Below are 18,614 nucleotides of genomic sequence, written 5' to 3'. Positions count from 1 at the left end.
TGACGGGGTCGCGGCGTGTTGATCGACCGAGATCACCGGATCTCACCTCGTCATACAGATGTACAGCCGACGACCTGAATGTCTGTGAATCGTGAGTATGTCCGAGGTCACACCACGACTCCAGACTGTATGTTCACGCACGAACGATGGCCGGAGGCCAAATGGTGGTCAGACACGCTCACACGGGGCTCGGTGTAGCACCGCCCCTGGGCGCTGTGCGGGTTTGGCGTGAGGACCGTCGAGTAGCACGGGTAGCAACAGCACTCCGGAGGCCGGCACGGCCGCGCGACACCGGCACCGACGGCACCGCTCGAACGAACCACCAGCAACTTGTGAGGAAAACACCACAGCCGACCTCGAGGTGATGGAAAATGCGCACGCTCTCTTGGAATCGCTCTCCGAGATCCGAGCGTGCATTTGTGCGATCCGCACGAAGTCACCTCGCCGCGGGCGACATGACCGAAGCCGAATACCAGCTTCTCACGTATCGGAAACGTTTCGCAGACCACGTAGTATGTCCGCGCCCTCAAGACATAGGATCATTAGCTATGACGCAAGCCGCTTATGCGACGCCGACTCCACCCGCCGGCGAAGCGCCCTCGATGATTTCGATGAAGTCGGTGAACAAGCACTTCGGTGCCCTTCACGTGCTCCAAGACGTCGACCTCGAGGTTCCTCGCGGACAGGTTGTGATCGTGCTCGGACCGTCCGGGTCGGGCAAGTCGACACTGTGCCGAACGATCAACCGCCTCGAGCCCATCGATTCCGGGACGATCGCGGTCGACGGAAAGGTGTTGCCTTCGGAGGGCAGGGCCCTTGCCGCCCTGCGAGCCGATGTGGGGATGGTTTTTCAGTCGTTCAACCTTTTCGCACACAAGACGATCCTCGAGAACGTGATGCTCGCACCCGTCAAGGTACGGAAGCAGAGCAGCGCGGACGCGAAGACGAGGGCTCTCGAACTGCTCGAACGCGTCGGTATCGGGAACCAGGCGGACAAGTACCCAGCGCAGTTGTCGGGTGGGCAGCAGCAGCGAGTCGCGATCGCACGTGCCCTCGCGATGAACCCCAAGGTCATGTTGTTCGACGAGCCCACCTCCGCACTCGATCCGGAGATGGTCAACGAGGTCCTCGATGTCATGACCTCGCTCGCCAAGGAGGGCATGACCATGCTCGTGGTCACTCATGAGATGGGCTTCGCCCGTAAGGCGGGCCACCGGGTACTTTTCATGGCCGATGGCCAGGTCGTCGAGGATACCGATCCCAACACCTTCTTCACTGCCCCGACATCCGACCGGGCCAAGGACTTCCTCGGCAAGATTCTCAGTCATTGATCGTCTGAGCATCATCCACAGCCTGGGCAAGTCGACATACGGAGTGCTCTTCGTTTCCCCGTACCAGACACTGCAGACCGGCATTTCAACCGAAGGGAGCAGAATGCAGATCCATCGCTCGATTCGTGTGGGAATCGGTGTCGTGGCGCTCGCTGTCGTCGCATCTGCTTGCGGCGGAAGTGGCCCCAAGAGTGCTGTGGAGAGCGCATCCGACGGCAAACTCACCGTTGGCATCAAGTACGACCAGCCCGGCCTCGGGTTGCGCAACCCCGGTGGGTCCTTCACCGGCTTCGACGTCGAGGTCGCCAAGTATGTGGCCGACAAGCTCGGCGTCGAACCTCAGAACATTTCGTTCAAGGAGGCCCCGTCGCCTCAGCGCGAGACGCTGATCACAAACGGTGAGGTCGACTACATCGTCGCGACCTACTCGATCACCGATGCGCGAAAGCAGAGGGTCGACTTCGCCGGGCCGTACTTCCTGGCCGGGCAGTCACTCCTGGTGCAGGCCAACAACACGGACATCACGGGCCCCGAGTCACTCAGCGACGCCAAGAAGCTGTGCTCGGTTTCCGGCTCCACGCCTGCGCAGACTGTCAAGGATCGGTACGCCCGGGACGTCCAACTGCAGGAATTCGACACGTACTCGGCATGTGTCGAGGCGCTGCGCAACGGCGCCGTCGACGCCGTGACAACCGACGACATCATCCTCGCCGGATACGCCGCGCGTTACCCGGGCGAACTGAAGATTGTCGGCGAACCCTTCACTGAGGAGCCTTACGGAATCGGCCTAGCCAAGGGCGACGACGAGTCGCGTGCGAAGATCAACGACGCCATCGACGAGATGATCGCGGACGGCTCATGGGAGCGCGCGTTCAACGACACCGTCGGCGCGTCGGGATACCCGGTCCCACCGCCGCCGACCGTTGATCGGTACTGAGAAACTCACGTATCCGGGCCGGACGGTTCCCCACAAGGGTGCCGCCCGGCCTGGTTCGAGACGAACAACCAGCGACCTGGGAGATGGTAAGTGCACCTACTGAGCAAGTACGGCGATCAGTTGATCGCCGCGTTCTGGACGACGGTGCAGCTCACCGTGTTCTCGGCCATCGGCGCCCTGATTCTGGGTACCGTTCTGGCCGCCATGAGAGTGTCGCCGATCCCTATTGCACGTGGCGTCGGAGCAGCGTATGTGACCATCTTCCGCAACACACCGCTGACGCTGATCATCATCTTCGCCTCGTTCGGCCTCTTCCAGACGATGGGCGTCAAGCTCGCCCCAGAGGAGTCACCGACCTTCTTCGCGCAGAACAATTTTCGGCTCGCAGTACTCGGCCTGAGCGTCTATACGGCTGCGTTCGTGTGCGAGTCGCTCCGTTCCGGGATCAACACCGTGCATTTCGGTCAGGCAGAGGCGGGCCGGTCACTGGGACTGACTTTCTCCCAGAATCTGCGCCTGATCGTGCTCCCGCAGGCCTTCCGCGCCGTCACCGCACCACTCGGTAGTGTTCTGATCGCCCTGACCAAGAACACGACGATCGCCTCCGTGATCGGAGTCGCGGAGGCCTCCCTGCTGATGAAGGAAATGATCGAGAACGAGGCCGCCATCTTCGTCATCGGTGGAATCTTCGCGCTCGGGTTCGTAATCCTGACCCTGCCACTGGGGCTTCTGTTCGGGTACCTGAGCAAGCGATTCGAGGTTGCACGATGAGCAAACCAGCCACCGTCCTCTACGACGCGCCTGGACCCAGAGCCAAGCGCATCTACAACGTGGTCTCCGTCGCCGTCGCCGCTCTGATGGTGGGCGCCGGCTACCTCGTGTACACGGCACTCGACGACAAGGGTCAGTTGACGTCGGAGAAATGGAGTCCGTTCGTCGAATCGACGTCGTGGACCACCTATCTCCTTCCCGGTATCCGCGGCACCCTCATCGCCGCCGCCGTGTCGATTCTGCTTGCACTGATCCTCGGCGCGATCCTCGGCATCGGACGATTGTCGGATCACCGGCCGATACGGTGGATCGCCGGATTTATCGTCGAACTGTTCCGCGCCATCCCGGTGCTGATCCTCATGATCTTCTCCTACCAGCTGTTCGCGGCCTACAACGTCTTCCAATCGGCGTACCTCGCGCTCGCAGCGGTCATCGTCAGTCTCACGCTGTACAACGGCGCGGTGATCGCGGAGATCGTACGGTCGGGCATCAACTCGCTCCCCAAGGGGCAGAGCGAGGCCGCGATGGCGCTGGGCATGCGCAAGGGCCAGATCATGGCAACCATCTTGTTGCCACAGGCAGTCACGGCCATGCTTCCCGCGATCATCTCGCAGATGGTGGTCGCGCTGAAGGACTCCGCTCTCGGCTACCTCATCGGGTACGTAGAGGTGGTGCGCTCCGGACAGCAGATCGGCGCCTACTACGGCAACTACCTTCCGTCCCTCATCGTCGTGGCGATCATCATGATCATCATCAACTCGACACTGACCGTGGTGGCGACTCGGGTCGAGAAGCGGCTGAGGGCAGGCAAACGGACCGGAGCAGCGGCAAAGAACGTTCCTGATCTTTCCGAAGTGTCGGTGCCGGGCATGGACATCACCGACAAGCCGTAGTGCCCTGAACGGGCAATCGACGTGCCCGCGACTCGGAGTCCGGGCGGTGCGCCACGCGTACCGCCCGGGCTGGCAGCTCGGCGCGATCAAGTATCGGGCCAGGGTACCGATCGATTCCCTAGCCCTTCGAGTGACACTGCTCGCGTACTATTCCGGCATCGCCGCGTGAACGCTTTCGGGACTGCTCAGCGTGGAATTGGCGATCAGTTCGCGCGAAGGACGTCCTCGGCCAGCCACTGATTGTGCAATTCCCTTTGCGAGCGATTTCCTTCGTCCAGCAGTAGGCGATCGGCGAGAACGGCTGCTGCTCGCTGCCAGCGAAGGCCGGCCGGGAACGCCACGTTCGACGCGGACGCCTCGGTGGACAGACTGACTGCGCGGCCCTCGAAAACGGAATGGGTGGGATGTGTGAAGGTCACATCGTCTGCGAATCGACGCTCCAGTTCGGGCAATGACTGCCCCGATTCCTCCTCCAGCGTGCGGCGATCGACTTCTACGGTCATGGTGTACCCGCGGACGACATCGCCTTCCATGATCGCCGACATGTCCATACCCCAACCGGAACCGAGATCGATGAACACCAGATACCCGTGGCTGGGGAGCACCCGAGTACCTTCCCAGGAGGGCAGGCAGGCAATGCCCCAATTCTTGCCAACAGTGTCCCGAGGATGCGCGATCGCCGCGTCGAGGTAGCAGCGTGCCGCCTCCACGATCAGCCCCAGATCGTAGGAGGCCTTCAGTCTCGAGTAATTTCGTTTGGTAGCAGAGGGATCAGGGCGTGGCGCGTATCTGCTTGACTCGGGCTCATGGATCGAGGTGGCCCATTCGACAGCATCGTCGAGTTGCGAGTCGCTGATCTCGAAGGAGGCATCGACGTCCGGCGGCAGGGGGTCACAGGGACACACACCATTGGCTTGACCCGCATACGTCGAAATCACGCCGCCGCCCTGGATGACGAACACATCCGGATAGATCTCGCACGCCAACTTGCCGCCCGCGGCGCTGTCGGTGGCCTTGACCTCGTACATTCACGTTCCCCAAACTGCTGTCACATTTCGTCGAACATGTTGTCGGCCTCCGCCAGTTCGTCGATCCCCGCACCGATGCGGTCGAGTTGTTCCTTTACGACCTCGAAGGACAGGCCCTGAGAAAACCCGCGGCGCGCCAACATCGAAACCAGTCTGCGCACTGCCCGATCGCGGTCGTCCACCGACATTGTGCGCAGCTTCTTCGCAACCAATTCCGAGGCACGTTGCCGCTCATCGTCGACGTCGATCTGGGCGAGCGCGACTGTGGCATCTTCTTCACCGATACCCTTGCGGCGCAATTCCATTGCAAGCGCACGTTTCCCCTTGCCGGAGTGCGTGTGCCGCGAATGTACCCACTGCAGGGCGAAGTCCGCATCGTTGACCAGCCCGACGTCGGTCAGACGATCGAGAACACGCTCGGTGACGTCTACCGAGAAACCCTTCCGGATCAAACACGCGGCCAGTTCCGCTCTGGTTCTGGCGCGATCGGTCAGCAAGCGCAGACACACGTCCTTGGCTTGCGTCTCCGTTCCACCGCCCCCCACGGGATGCACGGCTGCACCTTAGAATTCGGCCGATGCTGCGTCATCGGTGCCAACGGTCACGTCTGCACCGATTCCAAGCTTTTCCTTGATCTTCTTCTCGATCTCGTTCCGGATGTCGGTGTTGTCCAACAGGAACTTGCGGGCGTTCTCCTTGCCCTGCCCCAACTGGTCGCCTTCGTAGGTGTACCAGGAACCGGACTTACGAATGAACCCGTGCTCGACCCCCATGTCGATGAGCGAGGCTTCCTTGCTGATTCCCTGCCCGTAAAGGATGTCGAACTCCGCCTGCTTGAACGGCGGGGCAACCTTGTTCTTGACCACCTTGACACGCGTACGGTTACCCACCGCGTCAGTGCCGTCCTTCAAGGTCTCGATGCGCCGAACATCAAGGCGCACAGATGAGTAGAACTTCAGCGCTTTACCACCCGTGGTGGTTTCGGGAGAACCGAACATGACGCCGATCTTCTCGCGCAGCTGGTTGATGAAGATCGCAGTGGTGCCGGAGTTGCTGAGAGCACTGGTCATCTTGCGCAGCGCCTGACTCATCAGCCGCGCCTGCAGCCCTACGTGGCTGTCGCCCATCTCACCTTCGATCTCGGCGCGCGGGACGAGAGCGGCAACCGAGTCCACCACGAGGATGTCGAGAGCACCAGAGCGGATCAGCATGTCGGCGATTTCGAGTGCCTGCTCACCTGTGTCAGGCTGCGACACCAGCAGGGCATCGGTATCGACACCGAGTTTCTGAGCGTAGTCGGGATCGAGAGCGTGTTCGGCATCGATGAAGGCCGCGATACCGCCATTCGCCTGAGCGTTGGCGACCGCGTGCAATGCCACTGTGGTCTTACCCGACGATTCCGGGCCGTAGATCTCGACGATACGTCCGCGGGGCAGCCCTCCTATGCCGAGTGCTACGTCCAGTGCGATGGAGCCGGTCGGGATAATGGCGATGGGCTGGCGCACACCTTCGCCCAAGCGCATCACCGAGCCCTTGCCGAAGCTCTTGTCGATCTGCGCCAGCGCAAGGTCGAGCGCCTTGTCACGATCATGTGCCTGTGGTGCCATCGTCGTCCCCATTCTCGAGTCTCATCAGCGATCCTGCAGTCAGGTTAGATCCGAGTACCGACAAGAACCGTGACCACCGAATACCCCCAGCATAGGGGAACATGTGTTCGATAGTCGGATCGGACCGTTCGACACGCCGGATTTCTCCCTGCGCTGCGTATCACCTTCGCTGAACCGGCACGTCGAACTCGACGCAGAGTTCTCGCCAGACCTGACGGGGCTCCTGGCCTTCCTCGATCGCTTCGGCCGCGGTCTTTCCGCCAAGGCTGATCAGCACGTGGTCGACGAGGAGCGCATCACCGCGCATCTGCCCGAACTCTTGGCGGACGAGTTGATGAAATTCGGTCAATCGCACACACCCACGCTAGCCGAACCGCATGCGGTGCTCTCACCGCAGCACGCCTCGGCACACCTCCACCGGATCCGCAACGTTCTCCATGCTCCGCGCAGCACGCTGCGCGGACTCGGCGTAGGCACCACTGGCAAGAACCTGTTCGACCGCCGTTCGGAGCGCCTGAGCGCTCGGGGGACGCACCACCACGGCGCTCCCCTGACGTGCTGCCCGATTCGCAAGTTCCCACTGGTCGCCGCCACCTGGAATCACCACGGCGGGAACGCCCGCCAGCAACGCCTTGGCCAGCATCCCGTGGCCACCCCCGCACACGACTACGGAGGCTTCGCGCAGCATCACGTCCTGGCGGCCGAGACCTGCTCGCGCCCATGGCGGAACAGCTGTCGGCGCGCCATCGAGGACTGAGGCGATCACCCGAACGCCCGCCCCATCCAGTCCAGACAATGCAGTCTCCAGCATCCCCTCTGCACCTGTAAACGCCGTCGAGGGTGCAACCATGACCAACGGATCGATACCGTCCGGGGGCGACAGGACCTCATTCGTCGGCTCCCACAGCAAGGGCCCGACCACGTACGCCTCCGCAGGCCAGTCAGGCCTCGGCACCTCGAGCGCCGGAAGAGTCGCGATCAACCGGCGCATCGGTCCGGGGTCCTTCGCCGGCAATCCGACACCGACGCGCGCATCCGAGCGTTGCCGCTCACCCCTCCGGATCGACCGTGCCGTCGCAGCTCGCATCAGAGTGTCCCGGAGTCGGCCACGCACACCTTTCCCGGGAGCCAATCCACTTCCAATGGGCGGCAACCCCTTCGACGCGGCGTACAGCGGGTGGGGCGACAGCTCGACCCACGGAATCCCGAGCCGTTCAGCAGCCATCCCTCCACCAGCGGTGAGAATGTCGGAGACTACGAGGTCAGGTCCGATTGCACGGAGGTCCGGCAACAACTCGGTGGAAATGTGCGCAGCCCGCGCGTGAATACGCGCACCTGCATCGAGATCGTCGTCCGTCGGACGGGGTGCGAGACCCCTCAACAACTCGGCGGGAATCCCGGCCGCCCGGGCAGCCTGAACCCACCGCGTCCCTGTGAACAGGACCGGATCATCTCCGGCCTCGTTGAACGCGAGACACAGCGCAAGGGCGGGAAAGGCATGTCCGGGATCGGGCCCGGCGACAACGGCGACTCGCACGACCAAAGGGTGTCACACAGTCGGTGTCACCCCATCTCGAACGCTGACGCGGCAATGCTCGAGACGCGCTCGCGATCGGTGGGGACGAGTCCGATCCTCGTGCGCCGGTCGAGCACGTCGTCGACGTCGAGCGCACCTTCGTGTGTCACTGCGAATTCGAGCTCGGCGCGGCTCACATCCAGTCCCTCGACGATCGGCGACAGAAGATCCGGGGCAGCGGCCGCGACCAGCGCCGCCTCCGTGCCGTAGCGCGCCACCAGCGTCGGTGGTGCAGAGACCTTCCGCAGCGCCTCGGGAGTCCCGGCGCCAACCAGCGGGAGTGTCCGCGTCCGGCACGGTCCTGCGATCATGCCTGACCCCTCGATCGCGGCGTCGACGGCGTCCTCGGCCATTTTGCGGTAGGTGGTCAACTTGCCACCGACCACGCTGACGAGGCCGGTTCCGGAACGCAGAATCGCGTGGTTACGCGACAGGTCCGCGGTGGAACCGTCGCCGGTATCGAGCAACGGGCGCAACCCGGCGAACGTTCCCAGGATGTCCGAGCGCTCGAGCGGAACCTCGAGTGCGGTGTTGACCGTGGCGAGAAGAAAGTCGATCTCCTCGTCCGAGGCGACCGGAACGTCCGGCACCGGGCCTGGTGCCGCCTCGTCGGTGAGACCCAAATACACACGGCCCAACTGCGCGGGCAACGCAAAAACGAAACGATTGGTCTCACCCGGGATGGGGACCGTAAGAGCTGCCGTGGGGTTACCGAGTCTCTCGGCAGGAAGTACCAGGTGAGTGCCACGACTCGGCCGGAGCGCGATCTCGGGATCGACCTCACCCGACCACACGCCCGCTGCGTTGACCACCGCCCGCGCTTTGATCTGCATCTCCGAGCCTGTCAATTCGTCGCGCAGCGTCGCCGACGTCCCAGTGACGTCGTAGGCACCGGTGCGGGTGAGAATCTTCGCACCGTGCAGTGCGGCGGTACGAGCGATGGCGACCACCAGCCGCGAATCATCGATCAGTTGACCGTCGAATGCCACCAATCCACCACGCAGACCGTCCCGCCGGACTGCAGGCGCAAGTTCGACCACCCGGTCGGCCCGGACGGTTCGAGACCTCGGCAAGACCGAAGACGGCGTGCGCGCGCTCGCACGCAGGAAATCACCGGCTAGGAAACCCGCACGGACGAGGGATTTGCTGAAAAGACTGGTGGACTCGAGGACCGGCACGAGCTGTGGCAGCGCACGGACGAGATGCGGGGCCGTCCGGGTCATCAGGATTCCGCGTTCAACTGCGCTCTCCCGGGCGATGCCGACGTTGCCCGATGCCAGGTAGCGCAAGCCGCCGTGAGCCAGTTTGGAACTCCACCGGCTGGTTCCGAAGGCAAGGTCCCTCTTCTCGGCGAGTACGACGGTCAACCCGCGTGACGCCGCATCCAGTGCGACACCGACGCCGGTGATTCCCCCACCGATCACAAGCAGATCGACTGTCTCACCGTTGGACAACTCGTCGAGTTCGCGCGCCCTGCGGGCGGCGTTGAGCGCCGACGAACTCTTGACGGATGGATTGTTCGAGCTGTTCACCGGTCTCCTCGAATTGATGTGTGTTTTTCGGGTGCCAGGTAGGCCCCGATGGCATTGCGTACTTGCTGCGAAAGCGACCGGCTCGGAAGTTCCTCCGCCACCATCGCCGCAGATTGGACCGCAGACTGTGCGATGAGCATTACCATGACGGCGATGTGTCGACTGTCGCCGGACCGTATCGATCCCTGCTCCTGACCTGCCGACACAGCCAGAGCGAGGTGGTCGATGATCGCCTTCTGGCTGGTGCCGAGTCGCTCGAGGATGTACGGGGTGAACAGCTCCTGATCCGAATGCAGGATCTTCAGGAAGAGCGAGTGCTCGCGCATCTTGGCGGACACCTGGACCACGGCATCCACCAACTGACGGTGAAGCGATTCATCCGAAGAGAATGCAGGGATCGCGGCGGCGATTTCGCGCGTCATGAGGTCGGTGACCACCGCCCTCGTGTCTGCCCAGCGCCGGTACACGGTCGGTCGGCTGACGCCCGCGCGACGAGCAACCTCGGCCAGTGTCGTTCTACGAAGCCCGAAATCGAGGACGCACGAACGTGCCGCATCGAGAATGGCGTCTTCGACGCTCTTCGGACCACCTTCGCGTGACACAGGATTACGAATAGACATTGTGTGTAATACCGTAACGCATGCCGTCCCCCGCGACACCGTACGGATCTCGGAATCACACCTGACCCCTTCAACCCACCTTTCGGTCATTCTCGATGGGTGAGCCGAGCCGGGTTCTCGGGACATACACACGGGACATACACAGGTGAGGCCTCCGCAAGGTGGCGCAACTACAGATGTCGTCCGACCATCCCCCACTTGCGGTCGCGGATTCCGAGGGGGAAAATTCGCTAAATTCTGTCGTTCCGTCTCGGTCCGAGTTTGGACAGCAGCGCGATGTTCGCCAGCGGCAAAATAGTGGTGAACCGGGGCTACTGGATCCCGAGCGTAGGGCTCGGGTCTCGGATGGCCGTCAGCGGCGCATGATGCTCGACTTGTCGCCGGATCCGGTCATCGCCTTGAACAGTAGGTACAGACCGAACACCACGGCGCCGACCAGGAGAATCGAGAACAGCGCCTTGGTCAGTGCACCAACCACGGCAATCGCGAACCAGATGACCGCGACCGCCAGCAGAATCTTCCAAAGCACGACTGCCTCCTCAGCATCTCCCCGATCAGATCCTCGCCTGACACGTCGTCGGCTCCAGCTGTCGGGTAACACCAGCCTTGCACGCCAGCTCGCACAAAGCACGAAGCCATGGCAAAAATCAGGAAAAGATCAGGGTTCTCCCCCACGCCATCGGATTCACGTTGGCGAGCGCGCGAAGTTGGCGCCGGCGCCCTGACGTAAACTCGGCGGGTTGAGTCCAGCAGGAAGAGGAGCGCGCCGACAGTGTCGCCGACATCCCCACTTTCCGCGCGCGGCCTTGCCCACGTCGCGGTATTCGCGGCGTTGATCGTGGCTCTGGGCTTGCCCGGCACAATCAACATCGGTAGCTCCGGCGTCCCGATCACCCTGCAGACGTTGGGCGTGATGCTCGCCGGTGCACTACTCGGCCCGCGAAAGGGAGTGCTCGCGGTACTGACCGTGATAGCACTGGGGCTCGTACTTCCAGTGCTCGCAGGCGGGCGTACCACGTTCACGTCACTGGCCGGGCCCACCGCAGGATTTCTCATCGGGTGGATACCCGCAGCCGCCATCATCGGCTGGCTGACGATCCGGCTCCTTCCCCGATACCGAATCGCTCAGGGGATCATGATCAACATCCTCGGTGGAATCATCGTCTTGTACGCGTTCGGGTTGGCGGGCATGACGATGCGCGCAAACCTGACTCTGTGGCAGGCTGTCGCGGCCAACGCGACGTTCCTTCCCGGCGATATCGTCAAGGCGGTCCTCACGGCACTCGTTGCCGCTCGAGTGCATCGGGCCTATCCGGGATTGCCGAGTGACCCCACTCCGGACTTCGGCAAGGCCGGCGTCCGACACCGGTAGGCGGTCAGTGGCAATGAGCGATATCCGGTTCCGCGGCGTCCGGCACGCCTATGGCGAACGAACGGTCCTCGAGGATGTCGAATTGACCCTCAGCGAGCATCGGATCGGCATCATAGGACCGAACGGCGGGGGCAAGTCGACGCTCGCCCGCATGATCAACGGGCTCGTCGTGCCATCGACAGGCACCGTCACTGTCGACGACCTCGACACGGCCCGGCGCGGCCGACAAGTTCGCAAGAAAGTGGGCTTCGTCTTCACCGACCCCAACCATCAGATCGTTATGCCCACAGTGGCCGAGGACATCGGATTCTCGCTGCGCAGGACCTCACTGGACAAAGCCGGCCGTGCAAGCCGTGTAGCGCGGGTTCTCGAACAGTTCGGTCTCGCCGACCATGCCGACCACCCAACCCACCTTCTATCGGGCGGGCAGAAGCAACTACTCGCCCTTGCCGCGGTTATGGTCACCGAACCCGAGGTCTTGGTGGCCGACGAACCGACCACACTGCTCGACCTGCGAAATACCCGTGCAGTGGCGGAAAGGTTCGAACGACTCCCACAGCAAGTGATCATGGTGACCCACCAACTCGAATTGCTCGACTCGTTCGACCGGGTTCTCGTGGTAGACAACGGCAGGGTCCTGGCCGACGGCGTGCCGAGTATGTCGATCGACTTCTACCGGAAATTGGTTCGATGAGCACCCTCGGGCTGTACCACCCCGGCGACACGGTCGTGCACCGACTTCCCGCCGGTCCCAAGGTTGTAGCCCTCGTCGCGGGCATCGTCGGTGTGACCGTTCTGGTCCGCGAGCCTTGGCAACTCGTGCCCGCCGCACTGTTGGTGGCGGGCACTTACGCGATCGCGCGAATTCCGATACGCGCGGCTGCGGCGCAACTACGCCCTGTGGTCTGGGTGCTGATCGTCATCGGAACATTTCAAGTCGTGTTCAGCGGGTGGGTGCAGGCCACCGTCGTGTGCGGGGTGCTCTTGTTGTCGATAGCTGCTGCAGCCCTGCTGAGTCTGACGACTCGGGTGACCGACATGCTCGACGCGATCACCGCGGCCATGCGGCCACTGCGCCGGATCGGCGTGGACCCCGACCGAGTCGCGCTGGTGCTGGCCATGACGATCCGATGCATTCCCCTGATGTCCGGCATCGTCCAACGCGTCGAGGACGCCCGAAAATCGCGGGGATTGGGATTCTCACTTCGCGCGCTCGCGGTACCGGTGATCGTCAGCACGCTGATGACAGCCGATTCAATGGGTGAAGCACTCGCCGCCCGCGGCGTCGACGACTGACCTCAGCGGTACCGCCGGACGATGTCGTCGATCTCCTCCAGTGCCGCGGCCAGACCGGAAAGTTTCTCCGTGGCCGACAGCAATTCGTCACGAACGTGGGAAAGCCCACCGGCGCCGCTCGTCGCTCCTGGTCCAGCAACTTCAGCTGCTGCGGCCACGAACTTCTCGAACTGCGCGACACCGTCGTCGAGTTGTCCGGCTGCGGACGCAATAGCGCGATGGAGTGCCGGAGCAGCCTGCCTGGCACCGCGAGTGGCATCCTCCATGGATGCGATGTCGATGGCCACAGCCTCGAGTGCCTGCGCCGCAGAGCGCGCTGTCGAATCCGTATTCTCGATGTCCTCGGCACCAACCGTCCCCGCGCGAGAAAGCACGCCGAGAATGCCGTAGAGAGCACGCTCACTACGCATGAGTCGTTCCATCGGCTCCCTGGCGGCCGAGTCCGGATCAGGCAGCACACGACGGGCAGGAAGGCTGAGCGGCAACGTGACGCCGCCGAGTCTGCGCCAACTGCGAACGGCCGTCAGGGCGGGAGCCGCGAACAGCACCGCAACCCCTCCTGCCACGAAAATCGACCATTCCGGCGCGGACATCAAGGCCAGGCCCGTGGCACCGACGGCCGAGGACCCCGACAAGATGCCATACTGCGTGGCGCGGCGCCGTGCCCGTCTCTTCTTCCGCAGAAGACGTTCCCGAGGATCACGCCACCGCCAAGCTGCTTCCGCGACAGAATTCCCCGCCTCGCGGAGCATTTGCTGAATTCCTGACAGGCCAGACACGAAAGTGGCCGACCGGACTGGACGTCCGGGTCGGCCACCTCGGCTGAAACCCATGCGACTGCTGTTCTGCTACTGACCCGAAGTGCCGGTCTGGTCCGCAGCGGGCGACTGCTTGTCGATGGAGGGCTTCGCCGGCGTTGCCGGTGAATCAGTAGCGCCGCCGGACGGCAACGCCTCCCCCTTCATCGAAGCGCGGATCTGTTCGAGCCGGCTGTGGCCTGCCATCTGGATGCTTGCCTGCTGAACCTCCATCATGCGACCCGACATCGAGTTCTGCGCGAGTTCGGCGGAGCCGAGGGCGTCAGCGTAACGGCGCTCGATCTTGTCGCGTACGGCGTCGAGACTAGGTGTGTTGCCAGGCGCGGACAGCGTGCTGTCCATCGTGCGGAGGGACTCGCTGACGCGTTCTTGCATCTTGGCCTGCTCGAGTTGGCTGAGCAGCTTGGTGCGCTCGGCAACCTTCGACTGCAGGGCCATTGCATTCTGCTCGACCGCCTTCTTCGCCTGCGCGGCGGCCTGCAGTGACTGGTCGTGCAGTACCTTGAGGTCCTCCACGCCCTGCTCGGCCGTGACGAGCTGCGCCGCAAATGCCTCGGCAGCGTTGGTGTACTGGATGGCCTTGTCCGTGTCGCCCGCAGCCTGCGCCTGATCAGCCAGGTTGACGGCCTGTCGTGCGTTGGCGTTGAGCTTCTCCACCTCGTCGAGTTGGCGGCTGAGCTTCATCTCGAGCTGGCGCTGGTTACCGATGACAGACGCGGCCTGCTGAGACAGGGCTTGGTGCTGACGCTGCGCATCCTCGATCGCCTGCTGAATCTGAACCTTCGGGTCAGCCTTCTCATCGATCTTGGAATTGAAAAGCGCCATCAGGTACTTCCATCCCTTGACGAAAGGATTAGCCATTGGTGTGATCCTGCCTCCATCTGTTGCGCCGCGCGGTGCGCGGCTCGGTGCGCGACCGTCACGCACCGGCACGGGGCCATGGCCCCCGACTGTCTGGCCGCCGAGAGAAGCGATCGGCAGTTAACAAGAAATCTATCGGTTCAGCGCGTGTGGTGCTACGCCGCGGCAAGCGCCTGAGCCGACGGCGCGGGGATGACCACCCTCGTGTCTCGGGCAATGCTCGCCGAACCCCGCGTGCTCGAGGCTGGAGCCTCTGTCGGCACGGCCCGCTCGGTGTCGCTGCGCTTGGCTGAAGTCTTGTCGGTCAAGGACTCACTGACATCGACCAGAACAGCGGAAAGCGGAACCTCCAATGCCTGGCAAATCGCCGCCAGGAGTTCGCTCGAGGCCTCCTTGCGCCCTCGCTCGACCTCGGACAGATACCCGAGGCTCACACGAGCACTGTTGCTGACCTCACGCAGGGTCCGGCTCTGTGAAACGCGCGTGCGCCGAAGACTGTCACCTATTGCCTCACGCAATAGAAGCGCCATCTCGCTCCTCCTTCATCCGTCACCTGTCTCGCCCTATCTCAACGCACGAACAGGACCGATTGGTTCCCGACCTTAGCCCCCGGATGTTTCCTTCACACGTCCGAGGAGTTCCGACACGGCAACGGAAACCGCGGACTTGCGAATCGTCCACCTGTCGCCGTCGAGTCTCAGCTCCTTAACCGAGGTTCCAGAAGCCCCGGCAAGGCCCACGAACACCGTTCCCACCTGCTGCCCACCCTGTGCATCCGGACCCGCGACACCGGTCAGCCCGACACCCCAGTCGGCACCGCACCGTTCCCTGGCGCCCTCGGCGAGTGCGCGCGCTGTCGATGCGGCCACAGGGCCGTCCTCGGCCAACCGTGCGCGGTCGACACCACCGAGGGTCGACTTGAGATCGGTGGCATAGACCACCAGACCGCCGCGGAGCACAGCGCTGGCGCCCGCGACCCCGGCAATGGTCGCGGCAAGCATTCCCGCAGTCAGCGATTCCGCAGTGGCAACGGTCTTCCCATGCTCTGTGAGCACGGAAACCAGTTCGCCGACCCGCGTGCCGTCCACCAGGGGGTCGGTCACGCCGCCCTACTCGCGTTTGCCTCGACCTTGTGCACCCCGGCCCACAGGCGTACCGCCTGCACCACGTAATCCAGCCCGGTCCCCACAGTCAGCAGTACTGCGGCACCCATCAGAATCCAGCCCACGGTCTCGAACCCGGCCGGCAGCGGCAGCAAAAAGAAGAAGATAGCCGCCGACTGCACGAGCGTCTTGAGCTTCCCGCCGCGACCAGCGGGGATCACCGCATGTCGTAAGACTGCGAACCGAAGCAGTGTGATGCCCAACTCGCGTGCGGCGATCACCGCAGTTACCCACCACGGCAGATCCCCGAGGATCGACAGACCGACCAGCGCCGCACCGATCAATGCCTTGTCCGCGATGGGATCGGCGAGCTTGCCGAAATTGGTGACCAGGCCGTATTTGCGGGCAAGTTGCCCGTCGATCCGATCGGTAATGGCCGCGACCGCGAACACGCCGGCGGCTACCAGTCGCCAAGTCGTCGAATGACCGTCCCCGACGAACAGCACCGCCACGAAGACCGGGACCAGCAAGATCCGAAGGATCGTGAGAATGTTCGCGATGTTCAGAAGCGGTACGGTTGCCTCGCCTACGTGCTCAGCGACCTGATCAGGTGTCGCTACCACGTCAGCGGCGCTCGAATCCTCTCGTTGCGTACTCATCGGCGCACTCCGGCATCGAACTGCACCCCTTGTAACGACGGGGATTTTTGTGGATTCGTTGTTCGTACCGGCACGTGCCCAAGAATATCGGTAACGCCGTTGGCTAATGTGCACGACATGACCTCTCGGACGCCGAATCGTGCCGACGATCAGTTGAGCGTGCGCCGAGCACGAACCTCCGACGTCCCCGAGATCAAGCGTTTGATAGACATCTACGCCGGAAAGATCCTGCTCGAGAAGAACCTCGTCACCCTCTACGAATCCATCCAGGAGTTCTGGGTGGCCGAGCGCGCCGGCAACCTGATCGGTTGTGGTGCAATGCATGTGCTGTGGGCGGATCTCGGCGAAGTGCGCACGATCGCGGTCGACCCCACTGTCAAGGGCCAGGGCGTGGGCCACCATCTGGTCGAAAAGCTGATCGAGGTCGCAAGGCAACTCGACCTGGAGCGCCTGTTCGTCCTGACTTTCGAGGTCGACTTCTTCGGCAAGCACGGATTCGTCGAAATCGACGGCACCCCAGTGACGGCGGAAGTGTATGCCGAGATGTGTCGCTCGTACGACACCGGCGTCGCCGAGTTCCTCGACCTGAGCTATGTCAAACCGAATACGCTCGGCAACACCCGGATGCTTCTCACCCTCTGACCTCTTCTAGTGTCGAAGAACACCTTCATCAGAGAGCGAGATCATGCCCCTTTTCGTAGTGGAATACTCGTATTCGGCCGATACGACTGCCGGACGCGACGAGCACCGCGCCGCCCATCGGGCGTGGCTCGGTGAGTTGGCCGAACGGAAGACCGTCTTGTCGTCCGGCCCGTTCGCCGACGGCAGCGGAGCGTTCCTCATCGTCGACGCAGCCGACGCGAAGACCGTGGAGCTGCTGTTCAGCGACGACCCGTTCGCCCGCAACGATCTGATCGCAGCCAAGCGGATCGTCGAGTGGATTCCGGTGATCGGCGAGTTCAGCTCCTGATACACCCCGTCAGCACACCCCATCCTCGAGCGGACATGCCGAAACCTACCGCGCGAGCGTACTGTTCCGCGTTTTCAAGACGCTGGCGACGGTCGTGACCGCAAGTACCCCGATGATGACGGTGAGGGATACAGCCGTCGAAATCTCCGGCACGGCAACGGGCTGGCCACCGTTCACGAAGCCCAGCGTGTTCTCGTGCAAGGCGTGCAGGACGAGCTTGACGCCGATGAACGCGAGTACGACCGACAGCCCGTACGACAGGTAGACCAAGCGATCCAGCAAACCTCCGATCAGGAAGTACAGCTGCCGCAAACCCATCAATGCGAATGCGTTGGCTGTGAAGACAAGGTACGGCTCCTGGGTGAGCCCGTAAATCGCTGGAATCGAGTCGAGCGCGAACAGAAGGTCGGTGAATCCGATGACGATGAGCGCCAGGAACAACGGTGTCACGACACGCTTGCCGTCAATGCGCGTGACGAGCTTGTCGCCGTCGTAGGTGTCGGTGGTCGGGAGGATCTTCTTCGCGATGGTGAGGATCCTGGTGTCGCGTTTCTCCTCCGCCTCCTTCTGATGTCCGTGATTCCGTATCAGCGTGTATGCGGTGTAGACGAGAAAGGCGCCGAAAAGGTAGAACACCCAGCTGTAGGCGTTGATCGCGGCAGCACCGAGAGCGATGAAGATTCCCCGCATCACCAGTGCCATGACGATGCCGATCAGTAGAACCTTCTGCTGATATTCGCGGGGGACGGAAAACGTCGCCATGATGATGACGAAAACGAACAGGTTGTCGATCGACAGGGCCTTCTCCGTGACGTAGCCGGCGAAATACTCCCCGCCGTACGTACTTCCCCAGAGCCAGAACACAATCAGGCCGAACAGAATCGCGATCGTGATGTATACCGTCGACCAAAAGGCCGATTCGCGGAACGAGGGGGCGTGTGGCGTGCGAACGTGCGCGAAGAAATCGAACACGAACAGTCCGAGAATCACCCCGCAGGTGATGACCCAGACGAGTGGCGACACATGCATGAAAAGGAACCTCCGGCGGACCTTGTCGGTACCGGAGGTCTCTCCCGCCGCATCGGAACCGCAACCCGATCGACTGACAGCGCCGGAGCGGCAACGGTGCCGATCGTGTTGACGATGCTGTCACGAGGTGGGGATACTCCCCTCCAATTTGTTCACCATTGAACCACAACGAGCGTCATTTACACATTCCGGGTGCCCGCGCCGCGGCCAA

23 protein-coding genes are annotated in these 18,614 nt (G+C 62.9%); 9 read left to right on the top strand and 14 right to left on the bottom strand.

Features of this window, described 5'->3' with window-relative positions:
• The first annotated feature begins 602 nt into the window (after positions 1-602).
• The 4 genes from AB0I57_RS06975 to AB0I57_RS06960 all read left to right on the top strand — a co-directional run bounded on the left by AB0I57_RS06975 (position 603) and on the right by AB0I57_RS06960 (position 3,932).
• A complete protein-coding gene (locus AB0I57_RS06975; RefSeq protein ID WP_358333240.1) occupies positions 603-1,331 on the top strand; it encodes an amino acid ABC transporter ATP-binding protein in 729 nt (242 codons plus the stop codon).
• A 103-nt stretch (positions 1,332-1,434) separates the two neighbouring features.
• Entirely contained in the window at positions 1,435-2,268 is an 834-nt protein-coding gene (locus AB0I57_RS06970; protein ID WP_358331708.1) for a glutamate ABC transporter substrate-binding protein, read from the top strand.
• Between the two features lie 90 nt (positions 2,269-2,358).
• The gene (locus AB0I57_RS06965; RefSeq protein WP_358331705.1) at positions 2,359-3,039 is read left to right on the top strand and encodes an amino acid ABC transporter permease; all 681 of its coding nucleotides are present in this window, start codon (positions 2,359-2,361) and stop codon (positions 3,037-3,039) included.
• The gene (locus AB0I57_RS06960; protein ID WP_358331702.1) at positions 3,036-3,932 is read left to right on the top strand and encodes an amino acid ABC transporter permease; all 897 of its coding nucleotides are present in this window, start codon (positions 3,036-3,038) and stop codon (positions 3,930-3,932) included. Before AB0I57_RS06965 ends, AB0I57_RS06960 begins: the two co-directional genes overlap by 4 nt.
• Positions 3,933-4,135: 203 nt before the next feature.
• Here AB0I57_RS06960 and AB0I57_RS06955 read toward each other — a convergent pair whose 3' ends face one another.
• The 8 genes from AB0I57_RS06955 to AB0I57_RS06920 all read right to left on the bottom strand — a co-directional run bounded on the left by AB0I57_RS06955 (position 4,136) and on the right by AB0I57_RS06920 (position 10,824).
• Entirely contained in the window at positions 4,136-4,960 is an 825-nt protein-coding gene (locus tag AB0I57_RS06955) for a hypothetical protein (protein ID WP_358331699.1), read from the bottom strand.
• Between the two features lie 20 nt (positions 4,961-4,980).
• Positions 4,981-5,514, bottom strand: coding sequence for a recombination regulator RecX (gene recX, locus AB0I57_RS06950; RefSeq protein ID WP_358331696.1), 534 nt, complete (start codon positions 5,512-5,514; stop codon positions 4,981-4,983).
• A gap of 9 nt (positions 5,515-5,523) precedes the next feature.
• Positions 5,524-6,567: a recombinase RecA gene (recA, locus tag AB0I57_RS06945; protein ID WP_358331693.1), complete on the bottom strand. Its 1,044-nt coding sequence runs from the start codon at positions 6,565-6,567 to the stop codon at positions 5,524-5,526.
• Positions 6,568-6,727: 160 nt separating this feature from the next.
• Entirely contained in the window at positions 6,728-6,922 is a 195-nt protein-coding gene (locus AB0I57_RS06940; RefSeq protein ID WP_358331690.1) for a DUF3046 domain-containing protein, read from the bottom strand.
• Between the two features lie 33 nt (positions 6,923-6,955).
• Complete coding sequence (locus AB0I57_RS06935; protein WP_358331687.1) at positions 6,956-8,104, bottom strand: nucleotide disphospho-sugar-binding domain-containing protein; 1,149 nt, start codon at positions 8,102-8,104, stop codon at positions 6,956-6,958.
• Between the two features lie 26 nt (positions 8,105-8,130).
• Positions 8,131-9,675, bottom strand: coding sequence for a glycerol-3-phosphate dehydrogenase/oxidase (locus AB0I57_RS06930; protein ID WP_358331684.1), 1,545 nt, complete (start codon positions 9,673-9,675; stop codon positions 8,131-8,133).
• On the bottom strand, positions 9,672-10,295 hold the full coding sequence (locus AB0I57_RS06925; RefSeq protein ID WP_358331681.1) for a helix-turn-helix domain-containing protein: 624 nt from the start codon (positions 10,293-10,295) through the stop codon (positions 9,672-9,674). Before AB0I57_RS06925 ends, AB0I57_RS06930 begins: the two co-directional genes overlap by 4 nt.
• A 352-nt stretch (positions 10,296-10,647) precedes the next feature.
• A complete protein-coding gene (locus AB0I57_RS06920; protein WP_358331678.1) occupies positions 10,648-10,824 on the bottom strand; it encodes a hypothetical protein in 177 nt (58 codons plus the stop codon).
• 243 nt (positions 10,825-11,067) lie between these two features.
• Here AB0I57_RS06920 and AB0I57_RS06915 point away from each other — a divergent pair, with 243 nt between their 5' ends.
• Genes AB0I57_RS06915 through AB0I57_RS06905 form a run of 3 tightly spaced genes read left to right on the top strand, consistent with a single transcriptional unit; the run spans position 11,068 to position 12,963 of the window.
• Positions 11,068-11,667 (top strand): biotin transporter BioY, encoded by a 600-nt coding sequence (locus AB0I57_RS06915; RefSeq protein WP_358331675.1) that lies wholly within the window; start codon positions 11,068-11,070, stop codon positions 11,665-11,667.
• Positions 11,668-11,680: 13 nt separating this feature from the next.
• Entirely contained in the window at positions 11,681-12,361 is a 681-nt protein-coding gene (locus AB0I57_RS06910) for an ABC transporter ATP-binding protein (RefSeq protein WP_358331672.1), read from the top strand.
• On the top strand, positions 12,358-12,963 hold the full coding sequence (locus AB0I57_RS06905; RefSeq protein ID WP_358331669.1) for an energy-coupling factor transporter transmembrane protein EcfT: 606 nt from the start codon (positions 12,358-12,360) through the stop codon (positions 12,961-12,963). The genes AB0I57_RS06910 and AB0I57_RS06905 overlap by 4 nt, the downstream gene beginning before the upstream one ends.
• A 2-nt stretch (positions 12,964-12,965) precedes the next feature.
• On the opposite strand, the gene AB0I57_RS06900 is transcribed toward AB0I57_RS06905, so the two are convergent.
• The 5 genes from AB0I57_RS06900 to pgsA form a co-directional block, all read right to left on the bottom strand.
• The gene (locus tag AB0I57_RS06900) at positions 12,966-13,598 is read right to left on the bottom strand and encodes a hypothetical protein (protein WP_358331666.1); all 633 of its coding nucleotides are present in this window, start codon (positions 13,596-13,598) and stop codon (positions 12,966-12,968) included.
• Between the two features lie 213 nt (positions 13,599-13,811).
• On the bottom strand, positions 13,812-14,642 hold the full coding sequence (locus AB0I57_RS06895) for a PspA/IM30 family protein (RefSeq protein WP_358331663.1): 831 nt from the start codon (positions 14,640-14,642) through the stop codon (positions 13,812-13,814).
• A 155-nt stretch (positions 14,643-14,797) separates the two neighbouring features.
• On the bottom strand, positions 14,798-15,172 hold the full coding sequence (locus tag AB0I57_RS06890) for a helix-turn-helix transcriptional regulator (RefSeq protein ID WP_358331660.1): 375 nt from the start codon (positions 15,170-15,172) through the stop codon (positions 14,798-14,800).
• 72 nt (positions 15,173-15,244) lie between these two features.
• On the bottom strand, positions 15,245-15,745 hold the full coding sequence (locus AB0I57_RS06885; RefSeq protein WP_358331657.1) for a nicotinamide-nucleotide amidohydrolase family protein: 501 nt from the start codon (positions 15,743-15,745) through the stop codon (positions 15,245-15,247).
• Positions 15,742-16,404 (bottom strand): CDP-diacylglycerol--glycerol-3-phosphate 3-phosphatidyltransferase, encoded by a 663-nt coding sequence (gene pgsA / locus AB0I57_RS06880; RefSeq protein WP_358331654.1) that lies wholly within the window; start codon positions 16,402-16,404, stop codon positions 15,742-15,744. The genes AB0I57_RS06885 and pgsA overlap by 4 nt, the downstream gene beginning before the upstream one ends.
• Positions 16,405-16,521: 117 nt before the next feature.
• Here pgsA and AB0I57_RS06875 point away from each other — a divergent pair, with 117 nt between their 5' ends.
• Positions 16,522-17,046 carry an amino-acid N-acetyltransferase gene (locus AB0I57_RS06875; RefSeq protein WP_358331651.1) on the top strand — a complete coding sequence of 175 codons (525 nt, stop codon included), beginning with the start codon at positions 16,522-16,524 and terminating at the stop codon, positions 17,044-17,046.
• Positions 17,047-17,089: 43 nt separating this feature from the next.
• Complete coding sequence (locus AB0I57_RS06870) at positions 17,090-17,374, top strand: YciI family protein (protein ID WP_358331648.1); 285 nt, start codon at positions 17,090-17,092, stop codon at positions 17,372-17,374.
• 45 nt (positions 17,375-17,419) lie between these two features.
• Here the strand turns inward: AB0I57_RS06870 and AB0I57_RS06865 are convergent, their stop codons facing one another.
• On the bottom strand, positions 17,420-18,403 hold the full coding sequence (locus AB0I57_RS06865; RefSeq protein WP_358331645.1) for a TerC family protein: 984 nt from the start codon (positions 18,401-18,403) through the stop codon (positions 17,420-17,422).
• Positions 18,404-18,614 lie beyond the last annotated feature (211 nt).

Origin of the sequence: Rhodococcus sp. NPDC049939 (assembly GCF_040656415.1) — a bacterium.
Classification (GTDB): domain Bacteria; phylum Actinomycetota; class Actinomycetes; order Mycobacteriales; family Mycobacteriaceae; genus Rhodococcus_F.
Note: the sequence above shows the minus strand (reverse complement) of the source record. Positions and strands in the feature narration are given on the sequence as shown.

Bases quoted from the DNA above. Each gene is read 5' to 3' on its own strand.
- AB0I57_RS06890 (WP_358331660.1), bottom strand. From the start codon at position 15,172: ATGGCGCTTCTATTGCGTGAGGCAATAGGTGACAGTCTTCGGCGCACG.
- AB0I57_RS06870 (WP_358331648.1), top strand. From the start codon at position 17,090: ATGCCCCTTTTCGTAGTGGAATACTCGTATTCGGCCGATACGACTGCC.
- AB0I57_RS06865 (WP_358331645.1), bottom strand. From the start codon at position 18,403: ATGCATGTGTCGCCACTCGTCTGGGTCATCACCTGCGGGGTGATTCTC.
- AB0I57_RS06960 (WP_358331702.1), top strand. From the start codon at position 3,036: ATGAGCAAACCAGCCACCGTCCTCTACGACGCGCCTGGACCCAGAGCC.
- AB0I57_RS06910 (WP_358331672.1), top strand. From the start codon at position 11,681: ATGAGCGATATCCGGTTCCGCGGCGTCCGGCACGCCTATGGCGAACGA.
- AB0I57_RS06925 (WP_358331681.1), bottom strand. From the start codon at position 10,295: ATGTCTATTCGTAATCCTGTGTCACGCGAAGGTGGTCCGAAGAGCGTC.
- AB0I57_RS06970 (WP_358331708.1), top strand. From the start codon at position 1,435: ATGCAGATCCATCGCTCGATTCGTGTGGGAATCGGTGTCGTGGCGCTC.
- AB0I57_RS06875 (WP_358331651.1), top strand. From the start codon at position 16,522: ATGACCTCTCGGACGCCGAATCGTGCCGACGATCAGTTGAGCGTGCGC.
- AB0I57_RS06975 (WP_358333240.1), top strand. From the start codon at position 603: ATGATTTCGATGAAGTCGGTGAACAAGCACTTCGGTGCCCTTCACGTG.
- recA (WP_358331693.1), bottom strand. From the start codon at position 6,567: ATGGCACCACAGGCACATGATCGTGACAAGGCGCTCGACCTTGCGCTG.
- pgsA (WP_358331654.1), bottom strand. From the start codon at position 16,404: ATGAGTACGCAACGAGAGGATTCGAGCGCCGCTGACGTGGTAGCGACA.
- AB0I57_RS06955 (WP_358331699.1), bottom strand. From the start codon at position 4,960: ATGTACGAGGTCAAGGCCACCGACAGCGCCGCGGGCGGCAAGTTGGCG.
- AB0I57_RS06895 (WP_358331663.1), bottom strand. From the start codon at position 14,642: ATGGCTAATCCTTTCGTCAAGGGATGGAAGTACCTGATGGCGCTTTTC.
- AB0I57_RS06905 (WP_358331669.1), top strand. From the start codon at position 12,358: ATGAGCACCCTCGGGCTGTACCACCCCGGCGACACGGTCGTGCACCGA.